The 19,582-nt window shown below is 37.0% G+C and carries 14 protein-coding genes and 2 pseudogenes; 1 reads left to right on the top strand and 15 read right to left on the bottom strand.

Annotated elements, in window-relative coordinates; translation table 11 throughout:
• The 6 genes from Q0Q99_RS12130 to Q0Q99_RS12105 all read right to left on the bottom strand — a co-directional run.
• Positions 1–505, bottom strand: a 505-nt coding sequence (locus Q0Q99_RS12130) for a ferritin-like domain-containing protein (protein WP_293896324.1), incomplete at its 3' end; no start/stop codon positions are given.
• Positions 506–527: 22 nt separating this feature from the next.
• A complete protein-coding gene (locus tag Q0Q99_RS12125) occupies positions 528–896 on the bottom strand; it encodes a hypothetical protein (protein ID WP_293896321.1) in 369 nt (122 codons plus the stop codon).
• A 280-nt stretch (positions 897–1,176) separates the two neighbouring features.
• Positions 1,177–2,337 carry a hypothetical protein gene (locus Q0Q99_RS12120; protein ID WP_293896318.1) on the bottom strand — a complete coding sequence of 387 codons (1,161 nt, stop codon included), beginning with the start codon at positions 2,335–2,337 and terminating at the stop codon, positions 1,177–1,179.
• Positions 2,337–3,476, bottom strand: a complete 1,140-nt coding sequence (gene glf, locus Q0Q99_RS12115) for a UDP-galactopyranose mutase (RefSeq protein WP_293896315.1) — start codon at positions 3,474–3,476, stop codon at positions 2,337–2,339. The genes Q0Q99_RS12120 and glf overlap by 1 nt, the downstream gene beginning before the upstream one ends.
• The gene (locus Q0Q99_RS12110; RefSeq protein WP_293896312.1) at positions 3,473–4,618 is read right to left on the bottom strand and encodes a glycosyltransferase; all 1,146 of its coding nucleotides are present in this window, start codon (positions 4,616–4,618) and stop codon (positions 3,473–3,475) included. The genes glf and Q0Q99_RS12110 overlap by 4 nt, the downstream gene beginning before the upstream one ends.
• A gap of 186 nt (positions 4,619–4,804) precedes the next feature.
• Entirely contained in the window at positions 4,805–5,230 is a 426-nt protein-coding gene (locus Q0Q99_RS12105) for a response regulator (protein ID WP_293896310.1), read from the bottom strand.
• Between the two features lie 167 nt (positions 5,231–5,397).
• On the opposite strand from Q0Q99_RS12105, the gene Q0Q99_RS12100 reads away from it, so the two are divergent.
• Complete coding sequence (locus tag Q0Q99_RS12100) at positions 5,398–8,202, top strand: CheR family methyltransferase (protein ID WP_293896307.1); 2,805 nt, start codon at positions 5,398–5,400, stop codon at positions 8,200–8,202.
• A gap of 174 nt (positions 8,203–8,376) precedes the next feature.
• Here Q0Q99_RS12100 and ribB read toward each other — a convergent pair whose 3' ends face one another.
• The 9 genes and pseudogenes from ribB to Q0Q99_RS12055 form a co-directional block, all read right to left on the bottom strand.
• A complete protein-coding gene (gene ribB, locus Q0Q99_RS12095) occupies positions 8,377–9,510 on the bottom strand; it encodes a 3,4-dihydroxy-2-butanone-4-phosphate synthase (protein WP_293896304.1) in 1,134 nt (377 codons plus the stop codon).
• A 596-nt stretch (positions 9,511–10,106) separates the two neighbouring features.
• Positions 10,107–11,498, bottom strand: a pseudogene (locus tag Q0Q99_RS12090) (LptF/LptG family permease); the annotation flags it as partial.
• 6 nt (positions 11,499–11,504) lie between these two features.
• Positions 11,505–12,146 carry an outer membrane lipoprotein carrier protein LolA gene (locus tag Q0Q99_RS12085; protein ID WP_293896301.1) on the bottom strand — a complete coding sequence of 214 codons (642 nt, stop codon included), beginning with the start codon at positions 12,144–12,146 and terminating at the stop codon, positions 11,505–11,507.
• 1 nt (position 12,147) lies between these two features.
• Entirely contained in the window at positions 12,148–14,580 is a 2,433-nt protein-coding gene (locus Q0Q99_RS12080) for a DNA translocase FtsK (RefSeq protein WP_293896298.1), read from the bottom strand.
• 43 nt (positions 14,581–14,623) lie between these two features.
• Positions 14,624–14,998 (bottom strand): diacylglycerol kinase, encoded by a 375-nt coding sequence (locus Q0Q99_RS12075; protein ID WP_293896295.1) that lies wholly within the window; start codon positions 14,996–14,998, stop codon positions 14,624–14,626.
• A gap of 3 nt (positions 14,999–15,001) precedes the next feature.
• A complete protein-coding gene (tpx, locus tag Q0Q99_RS12070; protein WP_293896292.1) occupies positions 15,002–15,499 on the bottom strand; it encodes a thiol peroxidase in 498 nt (165 codons plus the stop codon).
• Positions 15,500–15,719: 220 nt separating this feature from the next.
• Positions 15,720–17,123, bottom strand: a complete 1,404-nt coding sequence (lpdA, locus tag Q0Q99_RS12065) for a dihydrolipoyl dehydrogenase (RefSeq protein ID WP_293896290.1) — start codon at positions 17,121–17,123, stop codon at positions 15,720–15,722.
• A gap of 556 nt (positions 17,124–17,679) precedes the next feature.
• Positions 17,680–19,353 carry an amino acid permease gene (locus tag Q0Q99_RS12060; protein ID WP_293896288.1) on the bottom strand — a complete coding sequence of 558 codons (1,674 nt, stop codon included), beginning with the start codon at positions 19,351–19,353 and terminating at the stop codon, positions 17,680–17,682.
• A gap of 108 nt (positions 19,354–19,461) precedes the next feature.
• Positions 19,462–19,582 (bottom strand): annotated as a pseudogene (locus Q0Q99_RS12055) (IS982 family transposase); the annotation flags it as partial.

The raw sequence follows: 19,582 nt of genomic DNA, 5'->3' as shown, positions 1-19,582 counted from the left end.
CTTCTTTTTCCTCAGCCAATGTTTCTTCAAGCAACGCCGCAGCCTCGTCTTCGCCAAGTGTTTTGGCAAAGGCAGCTAGAGTGCCATAAGTTGCAATTTCATAGTGTTCAATTTTTTGGGATGCAGCTATGATTCCAGCATCGCGTACCGCTCCCGGTTCGGTTTCCTCAAGTATGCCTTCTCCTTCTTCAACCAAGCCTTCCATGGCATCGCATTTTTTGGCAACAGCCTTCTCACCCATAATAGAGAATACTTCTTCCAGTCTGATTACCTGATCTTTTGTAACCTCAAGATGTTCGTTGATAGCCATGATAAGGTTTTCATTAGTTGCATTTTTTGCCATTTTTGGTAAGGCTTTGACCAATGCTTTCTCTGCCCAGTAAATGTCTTTCAAGGAATCCACGAATAATTCGCGTAATCCCTCCGCGGCAGAGCTTTTACGTTTTACAACACCAGCCGTTTTAGAAGCGGTGCCATTTTCCGAGTTTTTGCTTTTTGTTTCCATAATATTTTATTGCTAATTTTTGTTAAAGTCCGGGAGTTCTAAAATCGTCTGACGCGGGATCTTCTGATTCTTCATCTACTTCAAGGTCATCATCTTCCTCGTCCTCAAAATCATCATCATCCTCAAGTTCATCTGAATCAATAAAGTTAGCGTCTAATGCTTGGCTTTCTGTGTCTTCAAAATTGCTGTTAGTTGAGTATGGATCCGAAGCGGTAAAGCTTTCTGAATCGTTAGCGGAAGCATTGGAACTATCATTTTGTCCCCGACCACTGTTTTGGATGCCACCTTCAGCATCGGCATGTCGGTTTTGTTGTGAATCATAATTTTGAGATAGTTGATCCTGTGAAGTAAAGCCTTCGCGGCCATAACCTCCGTTGGTTTCGTTTTCCATGAATTGTTTGTTTTTAAAATTACTTTTTAGTGGAACTTTTTTTGGCATCACTGCTTTTCGATGATTTGCTGTCTGAACCTTTTGAACCGGTTTTTTTATCATCTTTTTGTGTGGATTTGTCGTCTGAATTTTTCATGATTTTTTGATTTTTAAGTTAAACATTCTCAAAAGTAAAGTAGATAAATAACCTTTTTTTATACTATTCTAGACTTCCGTTATATAATTACAACACTTTGAATTTATGAACTGTTGAGCTGTCTTAACGAATGATAAGTAATCTTTAAATTTCCATTTGATTAAAAATTATATTCTGTGAAAATTCCTTTTTGTTCTCGGCATTACAAAGAATTTGCGCCCGGATAACTGCTACTATGTATTTAGAATAAGGAATCCGGTTATTGTTTTCATCCAAATCCCATATACCACAATCGCAATATTTTTTTAGGTTGTCCCAGTCAGGTCTGTCCGTTACAGGATATATACAAATGCCGTTTAAGTCGGCACCTTTTTTTTGTGCTTCTAAGCATTCAGCAGTAATTTCCTCGATCCATTCTGCACGTCCTTCTCCAAAATGCCCAGTTTCCGAGAGAAATAATGGTTTTTTATATCGGTTATAAGCCATAAACAGCAATTCCGAAACGGGCAGCCTTCTTGGAAAACTTTCAGGCCAATCCAATGGCAGACCGTGCACTTCCCATTGGCAGTTCCAATAGTAATTAAAGCCGAGGATATCCAGAAATTTTTCTGACCCACCAAGTTCCGGGCATATTCTTCCCGCAATAATGTCCATTGCCTGAAACTGATTTTCATTTAGCTCTGTCACATGGGCGGAATTTTCACCTAAGGCATTATCATGAACCCAGATTAATGGTTCTACAGTAACAATTCGGCATTCGGGATCCATTTTTTTAAGCATTTTTATTCCAAGGATGGCCGCCTTACACAAGTGGTATTTTATATCCCAACCACTATTTACCATAAAAGGGGTAGTTCCACGTACATCTCCCGAATGCCAGGACAAAAAACTTATCTCATTAACGGGGACAACAAATAATTGCTTATTCGAAACTGACCGAAAAAAAAGGGCAAATGCTTCACACAGTTTTTCAAATCGCTGGCTAAATTGAGGGTGTGTCGGATAAATATCATCCGGATAGCCAAAATGAATGAGATCCCATATTTGCTGTATGCCTAAATTGTCCGCAACAGCTATGCGGTTTTGCACTTCTGAAAAATCATAGTTATAGGGATTTTTTTCCACATTGCTCCAGCAAATTCCCTCACGTACCGTCTTAATTCCAATTGCAGCTATGGCTTCATAATCTTCTGTGACACGAACATCGTGCTGGGTTTCCTTAAGCAGGTTTATCCGTTCACCCGAACGATTGATTTGGTCGGCACATTCGTATCCGCCCATAAAGAATGTATTAAATAGCTTCATTATATGGCGGTTTTATAATCTGATTTTTCTTTTTTCTCTAATTGGTCAAATAAGTCTAGCGCATTCTTAAAAGCCTGATCCATATTGAAATACTTATAATTCGCTAGCCTTCCCACAAAATGCACATCAAGCAGTTTGTCCGCTTCCATTTTATAGCGTTTATAAATTTCCTGGTTGCGTTGGTTTGGTACCGGATAATAGGGCTCACCCTCAGCAACCGTGTATTCCTTTACAACTGTTGTCTTCTCTGACTGCTGGTTTCCGAAATGCTTGTACTCGATAATTCGGGTATAGTCAACTTCAGTACCCGGATAATTTACTACGGAGTTTTCCTGAAAGTATGGAATATCAAAGGTTTCGCTAACAAAGTTTATCGAACGGTATTCCAATTTTTCGTCGAGGTTCTTCGTGAATTCAAAAAAGCGGTCGATGGCTCCTGTATAAAATACTTTCTCATAATCTTGGTATTGTTCTTTTACATCAAAATAGTCTGTTTCCAACAACACGTCTATATTGGGATGATTTAGGATATTTTCAAATAATTTGGTATAACCACCAACAGGAAGTGCCTGATAAGTGTCGGAGAAGTAACGGTCATCGTAATTGGTTCTTACGGGAATGCGCTCCAGGACTGAAGCATCCAGTTCAGCAGGATATTTATCCCACTGTTTTTTGGTGTAATGCTTAAACATTTTTTCATACAAAACCAATCCTACGCGGTTAAGGACCGCTTCCTCGCCATTGGCTGGGGCTTCAATCGGAAGACGGTTTTCTTCCAGCCAAGCACTCATCTCTTGCTCATTGGATATATCCGTTCCAAATAATTCATTTACCGTAGTAATATTTACTGGAATAGGAACTGTTTTGTCACCAACCCGAGCAATAACCTTGTGTTCCCACGGATACCATTTGCAAAACCTGTTTACATAGTTCCATACCGTTTCATCGTTGGTATGAAATAAATGCGCACCATACTTAGAAACCAATATGCCATTTTCATCAATATAATCATAGCAATTGCCCGCGATATGATTGCGTTTTTCGATAAGCAACACCTTTTTTCCTAATGATGCATATCGTTCAGCAAGTACAGCACCCGAAATACCCGCACCAATAATTAAGATTTCGATTGGTTTCATAAGGCAAAGTCTTTGAGTATTTTGCTCATTTTTTCAACTGTTGCATCCCATGATGTTTGTCTTAAAATATCCGTGTATTGACATTGCAGCATCAGGTTATTTTCAACTCCTGATATTGCTGTGATTGCATCACTGAATTGGGCGGAAGTTTCAACAAGATGAACGCAGCTTTTATAATCGCGCTCCACATCCTTAATTCGGGTTGAAATAATAGGTTTGCCTGCCGCCATATACTCCAGGGTTTTGGTAGGACTTATATATTTTGTAGCGTCATTCAGTGCAAAAGGCATCATGGCGATGTCAAAAGCTTTTAAATATAAAGGTAGTTCACTATATTTTTTCATTCCCAGATAATAGATATTCGTTTCTTTTGGTAAATCCTTATCTTCAATTTTCGCTAATGGACCAATCATTACAAAGGAAACATCGGGACGGGCAAGAGCGATATTCTGAAGCAGTTGTACATCAATACGCTCATCAATAACACCAAAATAGCCAACTATTGGCTTTTTAATATTGGCAATATCGGCGGGAATATCCATTGCATTTACATCCTGAGAAAAGTGTTGCGTATCGACAGAGCTCGGGAAACAATGCACGTTATAATGCAATTCTTTTTTGGATTCGTACAACGATTTGCCGCCCGTGAATACAATATCCGCATTAGCCATAAGGTATTTTTCCGCCTGAATGATAAACGACGGTGCTCCTTTGAATAAGGAAAGTTCGTCCATACAATCGTAAACCACTGTATCAAAATTAAATGCATTCAATAACGGACTAAAAGCCGGTGAGTAAAACCAACCAACTCCTATGGATTTACTCTTTATAAAACGGGGAATGATTCGGGCAATTGCCTCAATATCTTTTACCTTGGGTTGTAGAATATGAAGATTTTCATTAATTGTTATAAGATTGCCAAGACTTCCGGATTCGTCATTATTATAATTCAAAGGCTCTTCAATGAAAAGCACTTTTTTGGTTTGCGCCATCCGACTAATTAAATGCTGCGGACGTTGGTAAACGAATTCCCATCTTAAATGGCAAAATACTACCATATCATATTCTTGGGGACTTTGTTGTGAAGAATTGAACTTCGCTTTCGAAGTATTTTTGTTGCGTAACTGTAAGTTTTTAATCATGGCTCAGTTTTAAAATGTTTAAAAAAAATATAAGGTTCCGTAATGTAATTTATCATAAGGAAGCTAATTTAAGTCTGGAGATATACTTGGATTTATATAATTATTTTTTTTTATTACACTATTGCAAGTTGAATATGCGTGGCCGTATGGAGGAGTACAACTTACCGGTAAAACTTTTTTTTGAAATTACCTTTTGTAAAGGAATTTTAATCCGCTGAGATTAAAGTCAGCCCACTTTATGCTGATAGCAAATTCAATGGCGTTTGTAAGCTCCTTAATTGATGTAGGTTTTCTAATGTAAAGATCAGCGCCAAGCTTTTTACATTCTTCGATAATGGAGTGTTCTATGGCGGTAGATAAGACAACTAACGGCAGCCGTGCCAGTTTTTGTGATTGCTTAATTTCCTGTAAGAGAGCATATCCTGATTTCAAGGGCATATTAAGGTCTAAAAATACGATGGAAGGATAGGGTGCATTATGCAAGTTTGCGATTAAATCATCACAGTTAGTAAACAACTCTACATTTACTTCAATGCCTTTCGCCGCTTCCTCAAAAAAATCAAGGTCGTCCATATCGTCGTCGACATAAAATAAAGTAATTTTTCCTTTCATGATAAGTGTGAATAAAAAACATTAATTAAGGGGGAACATCAAATTTCCATACTGAAAATCAGAGACATTTACAGAATTTCAGAGGAGCGTTACACAATTCCCACATACAGCAAATTAATCATCGTTGCTAACAAACGGTAGGCATTTTTTGGATTACCTTTGAGATTATGGATATAAAACTAAAAACAATTTCCAAAAAAAAGAAGGCTGAAATTATCAAAAAAGAAATCTATTTTCCTGTCGTTGGTATTGGTGCAGCAGCAGGTGGTTTGGAGCCACTTATAAAAATACTACACCATATACCTCCTGATAGTGGGATAGCTTATCTGATAATTAGGCACTTCCTACCTGAATATGATAATACCCTTATTGAAAAACTCCAACAGTCGACTTTGATACCCGTTCAGGAAATCATCAATGAGATTCATTTGTTACCCAATCAAGTTTATGTCGTTCCTGAAAACCATAGTGTTATTAATGTAAATGGTGTCCTTAAACTGGAGAAGATTATTCATTTGGCAAGGCAAAAGGATTGTATAGATATTTCTTTTACCTCCTTAGCGGAAGTTTGTCAAAGTTTCGCTATTGGAATGCTGCTTTCGGGCGCAGGATTTGACGGCGTTCATGGCTTGAAGATGATAAGGGAAAAGGGTGGCGTAACGCTCGTACAAGATCCTGAATCTGCTACTTATATGGGAAAGCCACACGCTGCGATTGAGTCAGATATTGTCGATTTTATATTGCTGCCTGAAGAAACCCCGCTGAAAATCATACGGATATACGAAGCCTATAAAACCAACTTTGGTTACTCTGATAAGGAACTGATGCCTCAAAGTTTGGAAACTGTCCTTGAGAAAATAATTGGTTTAGTCTCTACTAGAAGCGGGAATGATTTCACCGACTATAAAAGACCTATGCTTAGAAGGCGTATCGCCCGGCGAATGGTGGTACTCACGAAGGAAACATTACTAGACTATTACAATTTATTGCGTATTGACAAGGCAGAGCAGGATTCTTTATTCAATGATTTTCTTATTCCCGTTACCTTTTTCTTTCGTGACAAAAGCCTATTTGATACACTTAGTACCGAAGTTTTTCCGAAACTTATACAAAACGCTGATAACAATACCCTTAGAATATGGGTTGCTGGCTGCTCTACCGGAGAAGAAGCCTATTCTCTTGCCATTGGCGTTACTGAGTACCTATCGGAAAAAAAAATAACGAATATGAAGGTGCAGGTGTTTGCTTCTGACATTTCAGAAATCAACATTATGGCAGCGCGGGTTGCCATTTATTCGGCTACCGATATTCAACACGTTTCTGAGGAATGGATTAAACGTTATTTTATTAAACGCGATGGGTATTTTCATATCGACAAAAAGATCCGTGACATGTGTGTATTTGCAGTCCACAATTTTCATAGCAGTCCGCCATTTGCCAAGATGAATCTTATTTCCTGTCGAAATGTGTTTACCTATCTTAATACAAACCTTCAAAATAAGGTTTTGGGCGCTTTTCATTATTCCCTTCAGGAGAATGGATTTCTGCTTCTTGGTGCATCTGAAACCGCTGACGAGTCAAATTTGTTTGAACCTTTAGGCAAATACGCAGCAATGTATGTACGTAAGCATTCAGATGAGCGTTTTGTTCCCGAGGCATTTGAGTCGACGCATGCGGGTCCGCGTGTAAAAATGAAGGAATTTATCAAGCGTGTTGCCGCGGAGCAAGAGGTTGCTTTTGAAGAGTTGCGGGTATTTAATGAAGAACTTGAAAAGTCGGCCGAAGAATTGCAATCCAGCAATGAAGAACTTAGTTGTGTCAATGAAGAGCTTTTGAACCGTAATGAGCAACTTTTAGGGTTGCGATGCTATTCTGAATCTATAACGCGCACCATACGGCAACCTTTAGTTATAATTGATCGTAATTTCACAATTAAATATGCAAATCCTGCGTTTTATACGCACTTTAAAACAACTGAAAACAAAACCGAAAATTATTCTTTTTTTGAAGTAGGAAATTGCCAATGGAACATTCGTGAATTTAAGGAAATCATCGAAAAGCTGAAAACTACCAATGAACTAAATGATTTTAAAGTGGTAACACTTTGTCCCGAAATTGGAAAGAAAACAATGATGGTGAATGCAAGACAAATTGTCGATTCGAAGCCCAACGGAATGATACTGATTGCCTTTGAAGATATTACCGAAATTGTTGCCATGAATGAGCTACTAATCGGGAAAAATGAAGAGTTAAACATACAAAATGAACAGTTGCAGGCATTTAGTTCCTCGGCGAGTCATGACCTGCAGGAGCCGCTCCGAAAAATTCATATGTTTTGTACGCGAATTGTACAAGAGGAAAAAAACCTTTCTGAATCAAGTAAATTTTCTTTGGACCGCATTATGACTTCTATTGTAGTAATGCGGCAACTTATTACAGATCTTATCGGGTTTACAAAAGCAAATATTATTACCCAAAAGGATTATAAGAAAACGGATCTTAACCAGCTGTTAAGAAGAACGACAACAGACATAAAGGATATTATTGCCGAGAAAAAAGCTGAAATCGTGATTTCAACACTACCGGCATTGCATGTTATTCCGCATCAGATACAGCAATTATTTACCAACCTGATTATTAATTCCATCAAATACACGGCAAAAGATGTTGTGCCACATATCAAAATTGACACAGTGCGCCCTTCGCAGGAAGAAGTAGACAGGGTAGGGGGCGATAGTGCTTTGGATTATGTTAAACTAAAAATAAGCGATAATGGAATTGGTTTCAGCCCAAAATATGCTACTAGGATTTTTGAACCTTTTTACAGGCTGCACAGCAAGGACAAGTACCGCGGAAGCGGTTTGGGATTGACCCTTTCAAAAAAGATAGTCGTTAATCATAATGGAGTAATTCAAGCGGAAAGCCAGGAAAATATAGGAACAGTAATATCTATATACTTGCCAGTAGCTTAAAACGGAAAATAAAAAAACATCTGTACTTTATGGCAGCGCATTTACCAGGGCGTTTTCAGCCCAATAGATATCCCATTAACTTCAAAAGCTTTTTAGTAATTTAGGAGTCTTTACTCCAACAAAAAACCTTCAAGAAACTTGAAGGTTTTTAATTTTTACAACATTTAAAACTGATTAATAACGCACATATTCGATAATCTCTAATCCGTAGCCAATCATTCCGACACGCTTGGTTTGGGTGGTATTTGAAATGAGGCGTATTTTAGAAATATCTATATCATGAAGTATCTGGGCGCCAATACCAAAATCTTTGACGTCCATTTTGATTTGTGGCACCTTAAAATTGCCTTCGGACTGTAATTGCTTTAACTCGGTTAACCGATGTAATAAGTCGGAAGAATCAACTTCCTGATTAATGAAGAGGATTGCTCCTTTTTCTTCCTGGATAATTCGGTTGAAAACGTCGTCCAATTTCTTATCCATAGCCGTAGCTAAAGTGTTGAGAATATCATTATTCGCCTGCGTAGAGTTAATTCGGGTAAGTATTGGTTCTCCTAAATTCCAACTTCCTTTGGTCAGTGCCAAATGAACTTGACGGTTCGTAGTTTGTTGATAAGCACGTAAACGGAATTTCCCATAACGGGTTTGAATCTCAAAATCATCTTTTTTGACAATTAAGCTGTCATGCTGCATTCTGTATGCCACTAAGTGTTCTATGGAAACGAGTTTAAGTTTAAATTTCCTGGCTACTTCTACCAATTCCGGTAAGCGCGCCATAGAACCATCTTCATTCATTATTTCTACAATCACACCTGCAGCTTTAAAGCCGGCTAACCGTGCGAAGTCAATTGCCGCTTCGGTATGCCCTGTTCGTCGCAATACGCCGCCTTGTTTTGCCGTTAAGGGAAAGATATGTCCCGGTCGTGCCAAATCATAAGGTTTTGTATCTTCATTTACTAAAGCAAGTATGGTTTTTGCCCGGTCCGATGCTGAAATTCCCGTAGTAACACCATGGCCTTTTAAATCAACAGAAACAGTAAAAGCGGTTTCCATATGGTCGGTATTATTTTTTACCATCGAATGTAATTCCAGTTCATCACAGCGTTTCTCTGTCAATGGCGCACAGATTAATCCTTTTCCGTGGGTTGCCATGAAATTTATCATTTCGGGAGTTACTTTTTCGGCTGCAGCCAAAAAATCGCCTTCATTTTCGCGGTCTTCATCATCAACTACAATAATAATTTTGCCTTGTCGAATGTCTTCGATGGCTTCTTCTATCGTGTTGAGGTGTATTTTACTTTCGCTCATTAGTGCGTACTTTTATTAAATTCGGATACTACTTCTTTTAAATAACTTCTGTTGTAGAAATAAAACAGGATAAAGAATGGAAACCCTGCCAGAACAACCAGATACAGATTTAAATCAACTTTTTTATCCATGATTGTTCCTATTTCATCCAGCAGCAGTTGTGATTTAAACAATGCCGAATAGAAAACTCCGGCAACGATAATCGTAACTATTATGGGAATAAGCGTTTGGGGTTTTCCGAGAAAAGATATTCCTAACATTACTAAATAGGCAACAAAAGTGATTTTACTATAGATTTTATATTGGGTGTTGAGCTCTTCTACTTTATTGAATTCCACATTGTAAAGGTTGTTTCCAAGTAATAATTCATCCTGAGTAATATTCCTTGATTCCAATATTTTCAATGCTTTATTTCGATAATCGTTAGAATAACCAAACTGTTTTGCCTCTTTTACAATCTTGATTAATATCTCATTTTCATAGCCATTAAGTTTTTCCCAATCGGTATCTTTTACAACACTAAGTTCATCTATATTTACTAGAGGCTGTTCGGTTAATTGTTTTTCACTTTTGGTTGGTATAAATCGATTATAAATATCCGTTATCCAATCAAAACTAATTGAAAACCCTTTGTCATCGGTAGCTCGTTTGGTTAAGATTATTGCCAGGGGTGTGAGCACAAAGGATGACATCCAACTACCCATGAAAGGGGTCAGTTCATCTTGCTGGGCCACTTTTTTCCCAAAGGTGTTGATAAAATGGAACGTGATAAATATAAGTATGGCAAATATAATAGGCAAACCTAATCCGCCTTTTCGGATAATGGCACCCAATGGCGCGCCTATAAAGAACATTAATAAACAGGCAAAAGCAATTACGAATTTGTCATAAAGTGCAATCCAATGTAGGTTGATAATCTTTTGTTTGTCTTCCAATTCAAAGCGTGAACTTTCCAGGGTAAAGTTAGTAGCATCAACATTTCCGCTAGCTACGCGAAGAATTTGTGTTTTATCAGTATCGGAGAAGTTATCTAATACATTGGCAGCATTTAGTGCAGACAAAGTGACGTTGTTTGTAAAGTTTGAAGTGGTCATTGCCGAACGTGAATTTATATTTTCAGCAATGGAAACCAAGTCTTTATTGTAGTTTTTTTGTAGGGAATCGAGTGTAAATTTTAATTCGCCAACATTCAGCATCGTATTGGTATTGGTGATTTGCTCTTCGTCCAGGTTGGCACTGTTTAATTTTGACAGGTCAATATTGATAACATAGGTTTTGAATTCGCTTTTGGCAAAGGGAACTTTATTACGATCTTCAAATTTATTAGGAATAATGTCTTCGTAGTAATTTCCGTCTTTCAAAACCAATTTCAGAATGTTGGAGTTTTCGCTACTTATCAGTTCCCCTTTTTTAGCTTTGATAACGGTGTTACTTCCTGCTCCTGTGTTGGATAATTTGTGAATGGTAACACCGCTGAGGTATCGGCCGTTATCGCCTGATTTTTTTTCAACCTTAATATTATAACTTCCGATCTGACTGAATTGTCCTTCGGCTATAGCCATCGCGGGTTTTACCTGGGCTATATTTCTTCGGAAGTTGATGAACTTATACTCGGCATACGGAATTACATTATTTGCAAAGAAAAAAGCAACAATGCTTAGAATGGTAATAAAATAAATCAAGGTTTTCATGGAACGCTGCAAGGATATGCCAGAGGATTTCATTGCCGCAAACTCATAGTTTTCTGCAAGGCTACCAAAGGTCATGATTGAGGCTAATAAAACAGATAAGGGTAAAACAAGCGGAATAATGCTTGGCATTTTAAATAAAAGGAACTTAAGAATCATTATGAAATCTAAGTCCTTACCGGCCAATTCAGCAATGAAGAGCCAAACAACCTGTAAAACGAAAATGAAAAAGAGAATTACAAATACCGTAGCAAATGTAATAAGGAAGGATTTTAATAAGTACCTGTCAAGTATTTTCACCCGAAATTAATCTAGTTTATTGATGTAGTAATTTGAATATTTACTAGGCACAAAGGTAAACTGATTTTTTGATAATGGCTGATTGGTTTTAAAAGAATTAACGGTAAGTGTAGTTTTAGTTCCATTTTTACCCATTTCAATCACGTTATAAATGTTTTTGGTCTGGGAATCAATACCTAACAAGATCTCTTTACGTTGGTCTTTCCCGTTTGTTGGTACTAATTTTATATACTGTATTTTTCGCCCTTTTACATCCTGAAGAATGTCCCAGCTGAATTTATAACCGCTGTTGAAAAAGGTGAGCATTTTAGAAGGCGTGATTGCGTTATCATCTTTTTCATTTAATCCCGATACCGTAACTTCTTCGTCTTCGGGAACAATAGTGTAGTTTTTTTTACCATCAAATATTTTGGTTACACCCATAAAATTCAACACATATTTATTGTCCTGAATGATTACGTTTCCTTTACTTTCCTTGTTGATATTCTCTTTGTAATTGTTGAGAGTGTATTTAAAATCGATGATAATGTTATCGTAGGATTTAATTTTGGCTGTTACCAGCTCTAACAACTCTTTTGCTTTTTTATCCTGAGCATTCGCATTTAGCGTTACTAAAAATAAAATAATAATCGCTGCTATCTTGTTCATTTTAATCATTGTTTTGTTCATTATTAAAAAATTGGTCTAATGAAGCTAAGTCGGTGATGTTAACACTTCTTGCTTTGCTTCCCTCAAATTGACCTACAATTCCGGCTGCTTCTAACTGATCAATCAGTCGACCGGCACGGTTATAACCCAATTTCAGCTTCCTTTGCAATAATGATGCCGAACCCTGCTGTGCAGTTACGATTATTTCTGCGGCTTCCCTGAACAAGTTGTCTCTTTCAGATATATCAAACTCTAAATTTACGCTACCACCATCTTCACCAACATATTCGGGTAATAAATAAGCGCTGGCGTAAGCTTTTTGGGAACCGATATAATCTACAATCCGTTCTACTTCAGGTGTGTCTACAAAGGCACATTGCACACGCACTAAATCATTTCCGTTGGAATACAATAAATCTCCACGTCCTATTAATTGATCTGCACCCTGTGTATCTAATATAGTTCTACTGTCAATTTTAGAAGTAACCCGAAAAGCAATACGCGCCGGGAAATTGGCTTTGATAATACCTGTAATAACATTAACAGATGGTCGTTGTGTAGCGATAATTAAATGTATACCTATAGCTCGCGCCAGCTGAGCCAAACGTGCAATTGGTGTTTCTACTTCCTTACCGGCGGTCATAATCAAATCAGCAAACTCATCAACAACCAAAATGATATAAGGCAGAAATCGATGTCCGTTTTCCGGATTTAATTTGCGGGCTTTAAACTTATCATTATATTCTTTGATATTTCTAACCATGGCATCTTTTAGTAAAGAATAGCGATTATCCATTTCAATACACAATGAATTTAATGTATGAATTACTTTGGTGTTGTCCGTAATAATAGCATCACCATCATCTGGAAGTTTTGCAAGATAATGACGTTCAATTTTATTGAAAAGAGTAAGCTCAACTTTCTTTGGGTCGACCAAAACAAACTTTACTTCTGCCGGATGTTTTTTGTATAATAGTGAAGTCAAAACGGCATTTAATCCAACCGATTTTCCTTGTCCGGTTGCACCAGCCATTAAAAGGTGTGGCATTTTTGCCAAATCGACCACGAAGGTTTCATTGGAAATGGTTTTCCCTAAAGCAATTGGTAATTCCATTTCGGCTTCCTGAAACTTGGCCGAAGAAATTACTGTTTTCATAGGAACCATCGTCGGATTCTTGTTTGGAACCTCAATTCCAATCGTTCCTTTTCCGGGAATAGGAGCAATAATACGAATCCCTAAGGCTGCCAGTGACAAAGCGATATCGTCTTCCAGGCTTTTAATTTTTGAGATACGGATTCCGGCTTCCGGTACAATTTCATACAGCGTTACCGATGGACCAACAGTTGCCTTGATTTGGGCAATATCAATTTTGTAGTTTTTTAAGGTTTCTACAATTCGGTTTTTGTTTTCTTCCAGTTCTTCCTGATTGATGGTAATACCAACGGAAGTATATTCTTTTAGCAAATCAATCGTCGGGAATTTGTAGTTGGATAATTCCAATGTTGGGTCAAATTCCCCAAAGTCGGCAACTAGTTTAGCAGCTAAATTTTCTTCTATAACATCTTCGTCAGTTGCTTTTTCAATTACAAAAGCTTCATCATGAATTGGAATGATTTGTGGTTCCGGAATAGAAGGAGTAACAGCCATTTTTATGGTTGGTTCCAGATTAATTTCGGAAGCATTTTCAATGGTAGGTTTCAACAATTCTTTATTAATTTCGAATTGGGAAGTTTTTAATGTAGGTTCGTCTAATTTTTCCTCTTCTGCAACAGCAAATTCCTCTAAATTATAGTCGGTTCCATTTTCTGTTGTTAATCCATTCAAATCATCCTTGATGTCACTATGTTTCTTTTCAAAGAATGTCTTAATAGCATCGGGCGATATCTTTATTTTGAAAATCAAATAGATGACAATCGCAAATACAATTCCGAGAAGTGTTCCGGCCTTACCAATATAATCCTGAATAAATTGGTTGAGTTCGTATCCTATTGTTCCTCCTAATTCTGGAATTGTCGTAGCAAAAAAACCGAACGTTATCGACAACACTATGATTGCAAACAAATCCCAAAACCAGGTGTTCTTAAGTTTTCGAATAGGTAAGTCTAACAGCAAAAAGGCACCACTTAAAAAGCACAATTTGACAAATAGGAAGGACGCTACTCCAAAACCACGATAAATAAATAAATCGGCAATATAGGCGCCAAATTTACCCAGCCAGTTTTCTACATGTTCGCTTCTGTCAGTAAGAGAATTCACGGCGCTTTGATCGGCTTGACCGGAAACAAAGAAAGAAATGAAGGAAACCAAAAAACCAATAGACAATAAAACCAAAAGAAAACCAAACAGCATTCGGTATTGCTTTTTGGTTTTTAAAATCTTAATATCCGATTGGGGATCTTTTGGTTTTGGTTCTTTTTTTACTGTTTTTGCCATTGGTTATTTATATCGCTATAAAAATAGAAATTTAATCGAATGATTATAGAAATTTAGGAACATAAATTAATAATCCTACTGCAATGGCAGCAGCTGCTGCAAACATCACTGCACCTGCGGCAATGTCTTTGATAAAACCAATTCTGTCATGAAATTCAGGGTGAATAAAGTCGGCGATTTTCTCGACAGCTGTATTAAGGCTTTCAATGCCTAAAACCAGTCCAAATGCCAAAATTTGCATCATCCATTCCTCTCTTGAAATGTTGAAATAAAATCCTGCAATTGTGAGTAAAATGACTAATGAAAACTGCACCATCACACTGTGTTCCGTAGTGATGAGTTTATAAGCACCTTTAACGGCAAAACCTACGCTTTTCAATCGACCGGTGAAAAATGAGTTATCTTTTTGGAATTCCATAAATTATAGTGCAGCTAATGCCGCTTCGTAGTTAGGTTCGTCAGAAGTATTAGGTACTTGTTCTGTGTATTTTATCACACCATTTTCATCAATAACAACCACAGCTCTCGAGTGTAATCCGGCAAAAGCACCGGTAACAAACTCAAGTCCGTAATCCTTTCCAAAATTTCCAGTGTTGAAATCAGACAGGTTGATTACGTTGTCCAATCCCTCGGCACCGCAAAAACGTTTTTGTGCAAATGGCAAATCTCGGGAAATACACAATACTTTAGTGTTAGACAAGTTGCCGGCGTCAGCATTAAATTTTCTAACTGATGAAGCACAGGTTGGGGTATCAATGCTTGGGAAAATATTCAGGACTAATTTTTTTCCAGCAAAATCGCTCAAGCTTACAATTGATAAATCGGTTGATGTCAATTTAAAATCAGGCGCTTTTGTTCCTACCTTTGGTAATTCACCATTAGTGTTTACGGGATTTCCACTAAATATAACTGATGCCATAAATGTTGTTTTTTAAAGCGTCAAAAGTAATGAAAATATTTAGGATTACTGATAAGATATGTTTGCTGCTGATAAAATAACAAAAAATAATTTGGTAGACAATGTTACTATATCGTAGTCAAATTGCAAATCAAAACCTATTGTAAAGAATTTATCAAATCCAACAACTTATAAATAAAAAAAGTCCCAAATCATTGGGACTAATTTATATTTTAAAATATCAAATATGTAAAGGTCTGTTATCAGTCGCCGCTAAGGCAGCTTCTTTTACTGCTTCAGCAAATGTTGGATGTGCATGCGACATTCTCGAAATATCTTCGGCAGAAGCCCTGAATTCCATAGCCGTTACTGCTTCTGCAATCAGGTCAGCACAACGGGCACCAATCATATGAATGCCTAAAACTTCATCCGTTTTTGCATCCGCTAAAATCTTTACAAATCCATCATTATCAGCACTTGCTCTTGCTCTTCCCAAGGCTTTAAACGGAAAACTTCCCGCTTTGTAGGCAACACCAGCTTCTTTCAGTTGCTCTTCGGTTTTACCAACTGCTGCAACTTCGGGCCAGGTATAAACTACGCCTGGAATCAAATTGTAATCGATATGTGGTTTTTGCCCGGCTAATATTTCGGCAACCATAGTTCCTTCTTCTTCGGCTTTGTGAGCCAACATAGCACCACGAACCACATCACCAATTGCATAAATATTTGAAACATTGGTTTGTAAATGGTCGTTCACTTCAATCATGCCTCTTTCTGTAACTTTAACTCCGGCTTTGTCAGCGTTTAATCCTTCAGTATAGGGGCGACGTCCAACAGAAACCAAAGAATAATCTCCTTCAAGCGTAATGGTTTCACCTTTTGCATTTTCGGCTTTAACCGTAACCGTGTTTCCTTTTCTGTCAACGGCCTGAACTTTGTGTGAGGTGTAAAATTTCATACCTTGTTTCTTAAGCACTTTGGTCAATTCTTTCGACAAACCTGCATCCATTCCTGGAATTATTCTGTCCATATATTCAACAACAGATACTTGGGAACCAAGACGAAGATATACTTGTCCTAATTCGATTCCGATAACGCCACCACCAATGATTACTAGATGTTTAGGAACTTCCGGCAATTTTAAGGCTTCTGTCGAAGTAATGACTCTTTCCTTATCCAATTTTATAAAAGGCAAAGAAGATGGTTTTGAACCGGTCGCAATAATGATGTTTTTGGCTTCGATAATTTCTGATTTGGCATCAGCTTTTGTGATTTTGATTTTAGTAGCGCTTTCAAACGAACCCAATCCTTCATAAACGGTGATTTTGTTTTTATCCATTAGGAATTTTACTCCGCCCGAAGTTTGGTCTACAACGGCTTGCTTGCGGGCAATCATTTTTTCAAGATTTACTTTTACCTGACCGGAAACTTCTATTCCGTGGTCAGCAAAATGTTGTAATTCTTCGTAATGATGGGAGGAAGCGAGTAATGCTTTTGATGGAATGCAACCTACGTTAAGACAAGTCCCGCCAAGCGTGGAATATTTTTCGATGATGGCGGTTTTGAAACCTAACTGGGCGCAACGAATAGCCGATACATATCCGCCCGGACCAGAACCTATAATGACTACGTCAAATGAACTCATATTACTTACAATGGTTTATAATTTGTTGAATTTTATTTTTTTGCGTCACAAAATTACAGTTTTTATTTTACTAAAAAGTAGAAAATAGTGAAATATATACTTCTGAAATAAACACTCTTTTGTTAATTAAACTGTTGACAACTAGGGCTACTTATAAGATAATTTTTAGCTTATTATTTTTTTCATAAGTATAGTTATACAATAAGCAAAAACTTGCATTTTTTAATGTTAAAATTTTGAAAACCAGTAAAATTTCTATTTCATTTTTCTACATTTGAATTAGAATATTTATAGAAATTGTTTTTATAACAATAGAAGAAACTATTCAAAAGGGAGGAACTTTAGCAGTAAAAGCGTGCCCCTAATACAAAAATTTGATGTGCTTTACAATAACCGTAGGAAGAAATTTTATCCTTTTGCAGTTGGTAGAAAACCAATAAATTAAAATAACTGAAACAGTATACTGAACTGTTGAAAGCAAAAGTGGGTTAACAGTAAAAAAGTCAAATTGCGTAGAAAATCCGTTAGAGAGTTCTCTTTAACGGATTTTTTTTGTTTATTTCTTATTTAAATTACTGTTTTTATATCCATACATAAAATACACACACAGCCCGATAACCAACCAAATTCCAAACCATTTCCAATTTGAAACTGCCATTCCGGTTAACAGGTAACAGCAGGAGATTAATCCCAATAACGGAATTAATGAAAGGTTCTTCATAAAGGCAATTACAGCCATTACGATACAAAGAATAAAGAACACAATTAACGGCAGGTTAGTAACAACTTTATCGCCCGAAAAATCAAAAATGGAACTAAAATAAGTTGGCAGAAAATATTGAATAACTCCAACAGTTGCAATACAAATTAATGGGAATATGAATTTTGAATTCACGTACGGGATCTTGAATTTTCCTTTGGTAGCGCGTTCTGCTAATTCTGCTTCGCTTTGTGGAGATAACAATAAAACTCCGCCACATACTAACACAAATGCGAATAAAGTTCCGATGCTGGTAAAGTCTAACACAAAGTTTTCATCGGTAAAAAATATTGGAATACCAACAACCAAACCTGTAACTATAGTCGCAAAACTTGGCGTCTTGTATTTAGGATGTATTTCAGAGAATTTCTTTGGCATTAAACCATCCCGGCTCATTGTCATCCAAATTCGAGGCTGCCCCATTTGGAAAACCAATAACACACTAGTCATCGCTACTACTGCAGCAATCGAAACAATAAACAGCATCCATTTTACACCTTTCAACTCAAATATTTCAGCTAAAGGATCACTGACACCAAGGAGTTTATATGATACCATTCCGGTGATAATCAATGCCAAAATGATATAAACAACAGTACAAATTACCAAGGAATAAATCATTCCACGTGGCAAATCGCGCTGCGGATTTTTGCTTTCCTCTGCTAAAGTTGACACTGCATCAAATCCAATATAAGCAAAGAACACAGCCGAAACACCACCCATAACGCCACCAAAACCATTAGGCATAAAAGGTGTCCAATTGGCAATATCAATATAAAATGCACCTACAACTATAACCAAAACGATAATGACAAGCTTGATATATACCATAACATTACTAAAGTTTTTAGATTCTTTAGTACCACGATAAACCAAATAGGTAATAAGCATATTAATTACTACGGCAGGCAAATCAAAAATAATGCGCAAGCCGCCAAAAATTGGGGCGTTTTGCCAGGCCGTTAAACCTTCACCTGCTTTGTTAGCCAATAAAGCATCTTGAGCGGATTTATAATTAATGGTCAGCCATTCGGGCAAGTGTAAATGAAAACTTTCTAGCAAATTGGTAAAATAGCCACTCCACGAAAAAGCGATATAAATATTACCAATGGAATATTCCATAATCAATGCCCATCCAATAATCCAGGCAAACAATTCACCAAAAGAAACATAAGCATAAGTATAAGCACTTCCGGAAACAGGAACCCGCGAGGCAAACTCGGCATAACACAAAGCAGTAAAACCACAAGCAACAGCGCAAATCACATATAGAAACACAACGCCCGGCCCACCCGAAAAACACGCATTCCCGATGGCGCTAAAAGTACCACCACCGATAATGGCAGCAATGCCAAAGAAGGTTAGATCCCTAACGTTTAAAACTTTATTTAAGTCATGATGTTCGCCATCACCGCCTTGTTTTACTATAATTGAGGTTGATTTTTTTCGGAATAGTTTGGATAATAACATGGATATACTTTTGGTTTAGAATAAAACAAATATATAAAATAGATGATATTATCTTTAATATAAGTTTTGGCAATTAGCAAATAGTAATATTTAACCCGTTGGGTGTAATTAAATAATTTGATTTTTAATATTGTTTATTGGTCTATCAAATATGAATTTATTGATATATTGAACCAAAGTTAATGCTGTTATTTTAGCTAAAATTCTTGTTTTAAATCCTTCAAAAGAT

It is taken from the genome of Flavobacterium sp. (assembly GCF_025352425.1).
GTDB lineage: Bacteria > Bacteroidota > Bacteroidia > Flavobacteriales > Flavobacteriaceae > Flavobacterium.
This window is presented reverse-complemented; position numbering and strand designations above follow the sequence as displayed.

What these genes read in the sequence shown, in the direction of transcription:
- Q0Q99_RS12105 (WP_293896310.1), bottom strand. Translation starts at nt 5,230, where the DNA reads ATGAAAGGAAAAATTACTTTATTTTATGTCGACGACGATATGGACGAC.
- Q0Q99_RS12060 (WP_293896288.1), bottom strand. Translation starts at nt 19,353, where the DNA reads ATGTTATTATCCAAACTATTCCGAAAAAAATCAACCTCAATTATAGTA.
- ribB (WP_293896304.1), bottom strand. Translation starts at nt 9,510, where the DNA reads ATGAGCGAAAGTAAAATACACCTCAACACGATAGAAGAAGCCATCGAA.
- Q0Q99_RS12110 (WP_293896312.1), bottom strand. Translation starts at nt 4,618, where the DNA reads ATGATTAAAAACTTACAGTTACGCAACAAAAATACTTCGAAAGCGAAG.
- Q0Q99_RS12100 (WP_293896307.1), top strand. Translation starts at nt 5,398, where the DNA reads ATGGATATAAAACTAAAAACAATTTCCAAAAAAAAGAAGGCTGAAATT.
- Q0Q99_RS12120 (WP_293896318.1), bottom strand. Translation starts at nt 2,337, where the DNA reads ATGAAGCTATTTAATACATTCTTTATGGGCGGATACGAATGTGCCGAC.
- Q0Q99_RS12075 (WP_293896295.1), bottom strand. Translation starts at nt 14,998, where the DNA reads ATGGAATTCCAAAAAGATAACTCATTTTTCACCGGTCGATTGAAAAGC.
- Q0Q99_RS12085 (WP_293896301.1), bottom strand. Translation starts at nt 12,146, where the DNA reads ATGAACAAGATAGCAGCGATTATTATTTTATTTTTAGTAACGCTAAAT.
- Q0Q99_RS12080 (WP_293896298.1), bottom strand. Translation starts at nt 14,580, where the DNA reads ATGGCAAAAACAGTAAAAAAAGAACCAAAACCAAAAGATCCCCAATCG.
- Q0Q99_RS12125 (WP_293896321.1), bottom strand. Translation starts at nt 896, where the DNA reads ATGGAAAACGAAACCAACGGAGGTTATGGCCGCGAAGGCTTTACTTCA.
- tpx (WP_293896292.1), bottom strand. Translation starts at nt 15,499, where the DNA reads ATGGCATCAGTTATATTTAGTGGAAATCCCGTAAACACTAATGGTGAA.
- glf (WP_293896315.1), bottom strand. Translation starts at nt 3,476, where the DNA reads ATGAAACCAATCGAAATCTTAATTATTGGTGCGGGTATTTCGGGTGCT.
- lpdA (WP_293896290.1), bottom strand. Translation starts at nt 17,123, where the DNA reads ATGAGTTCATTTGACGTAGTCATTATAGGTTCTGGTCCGGGCGGATAT.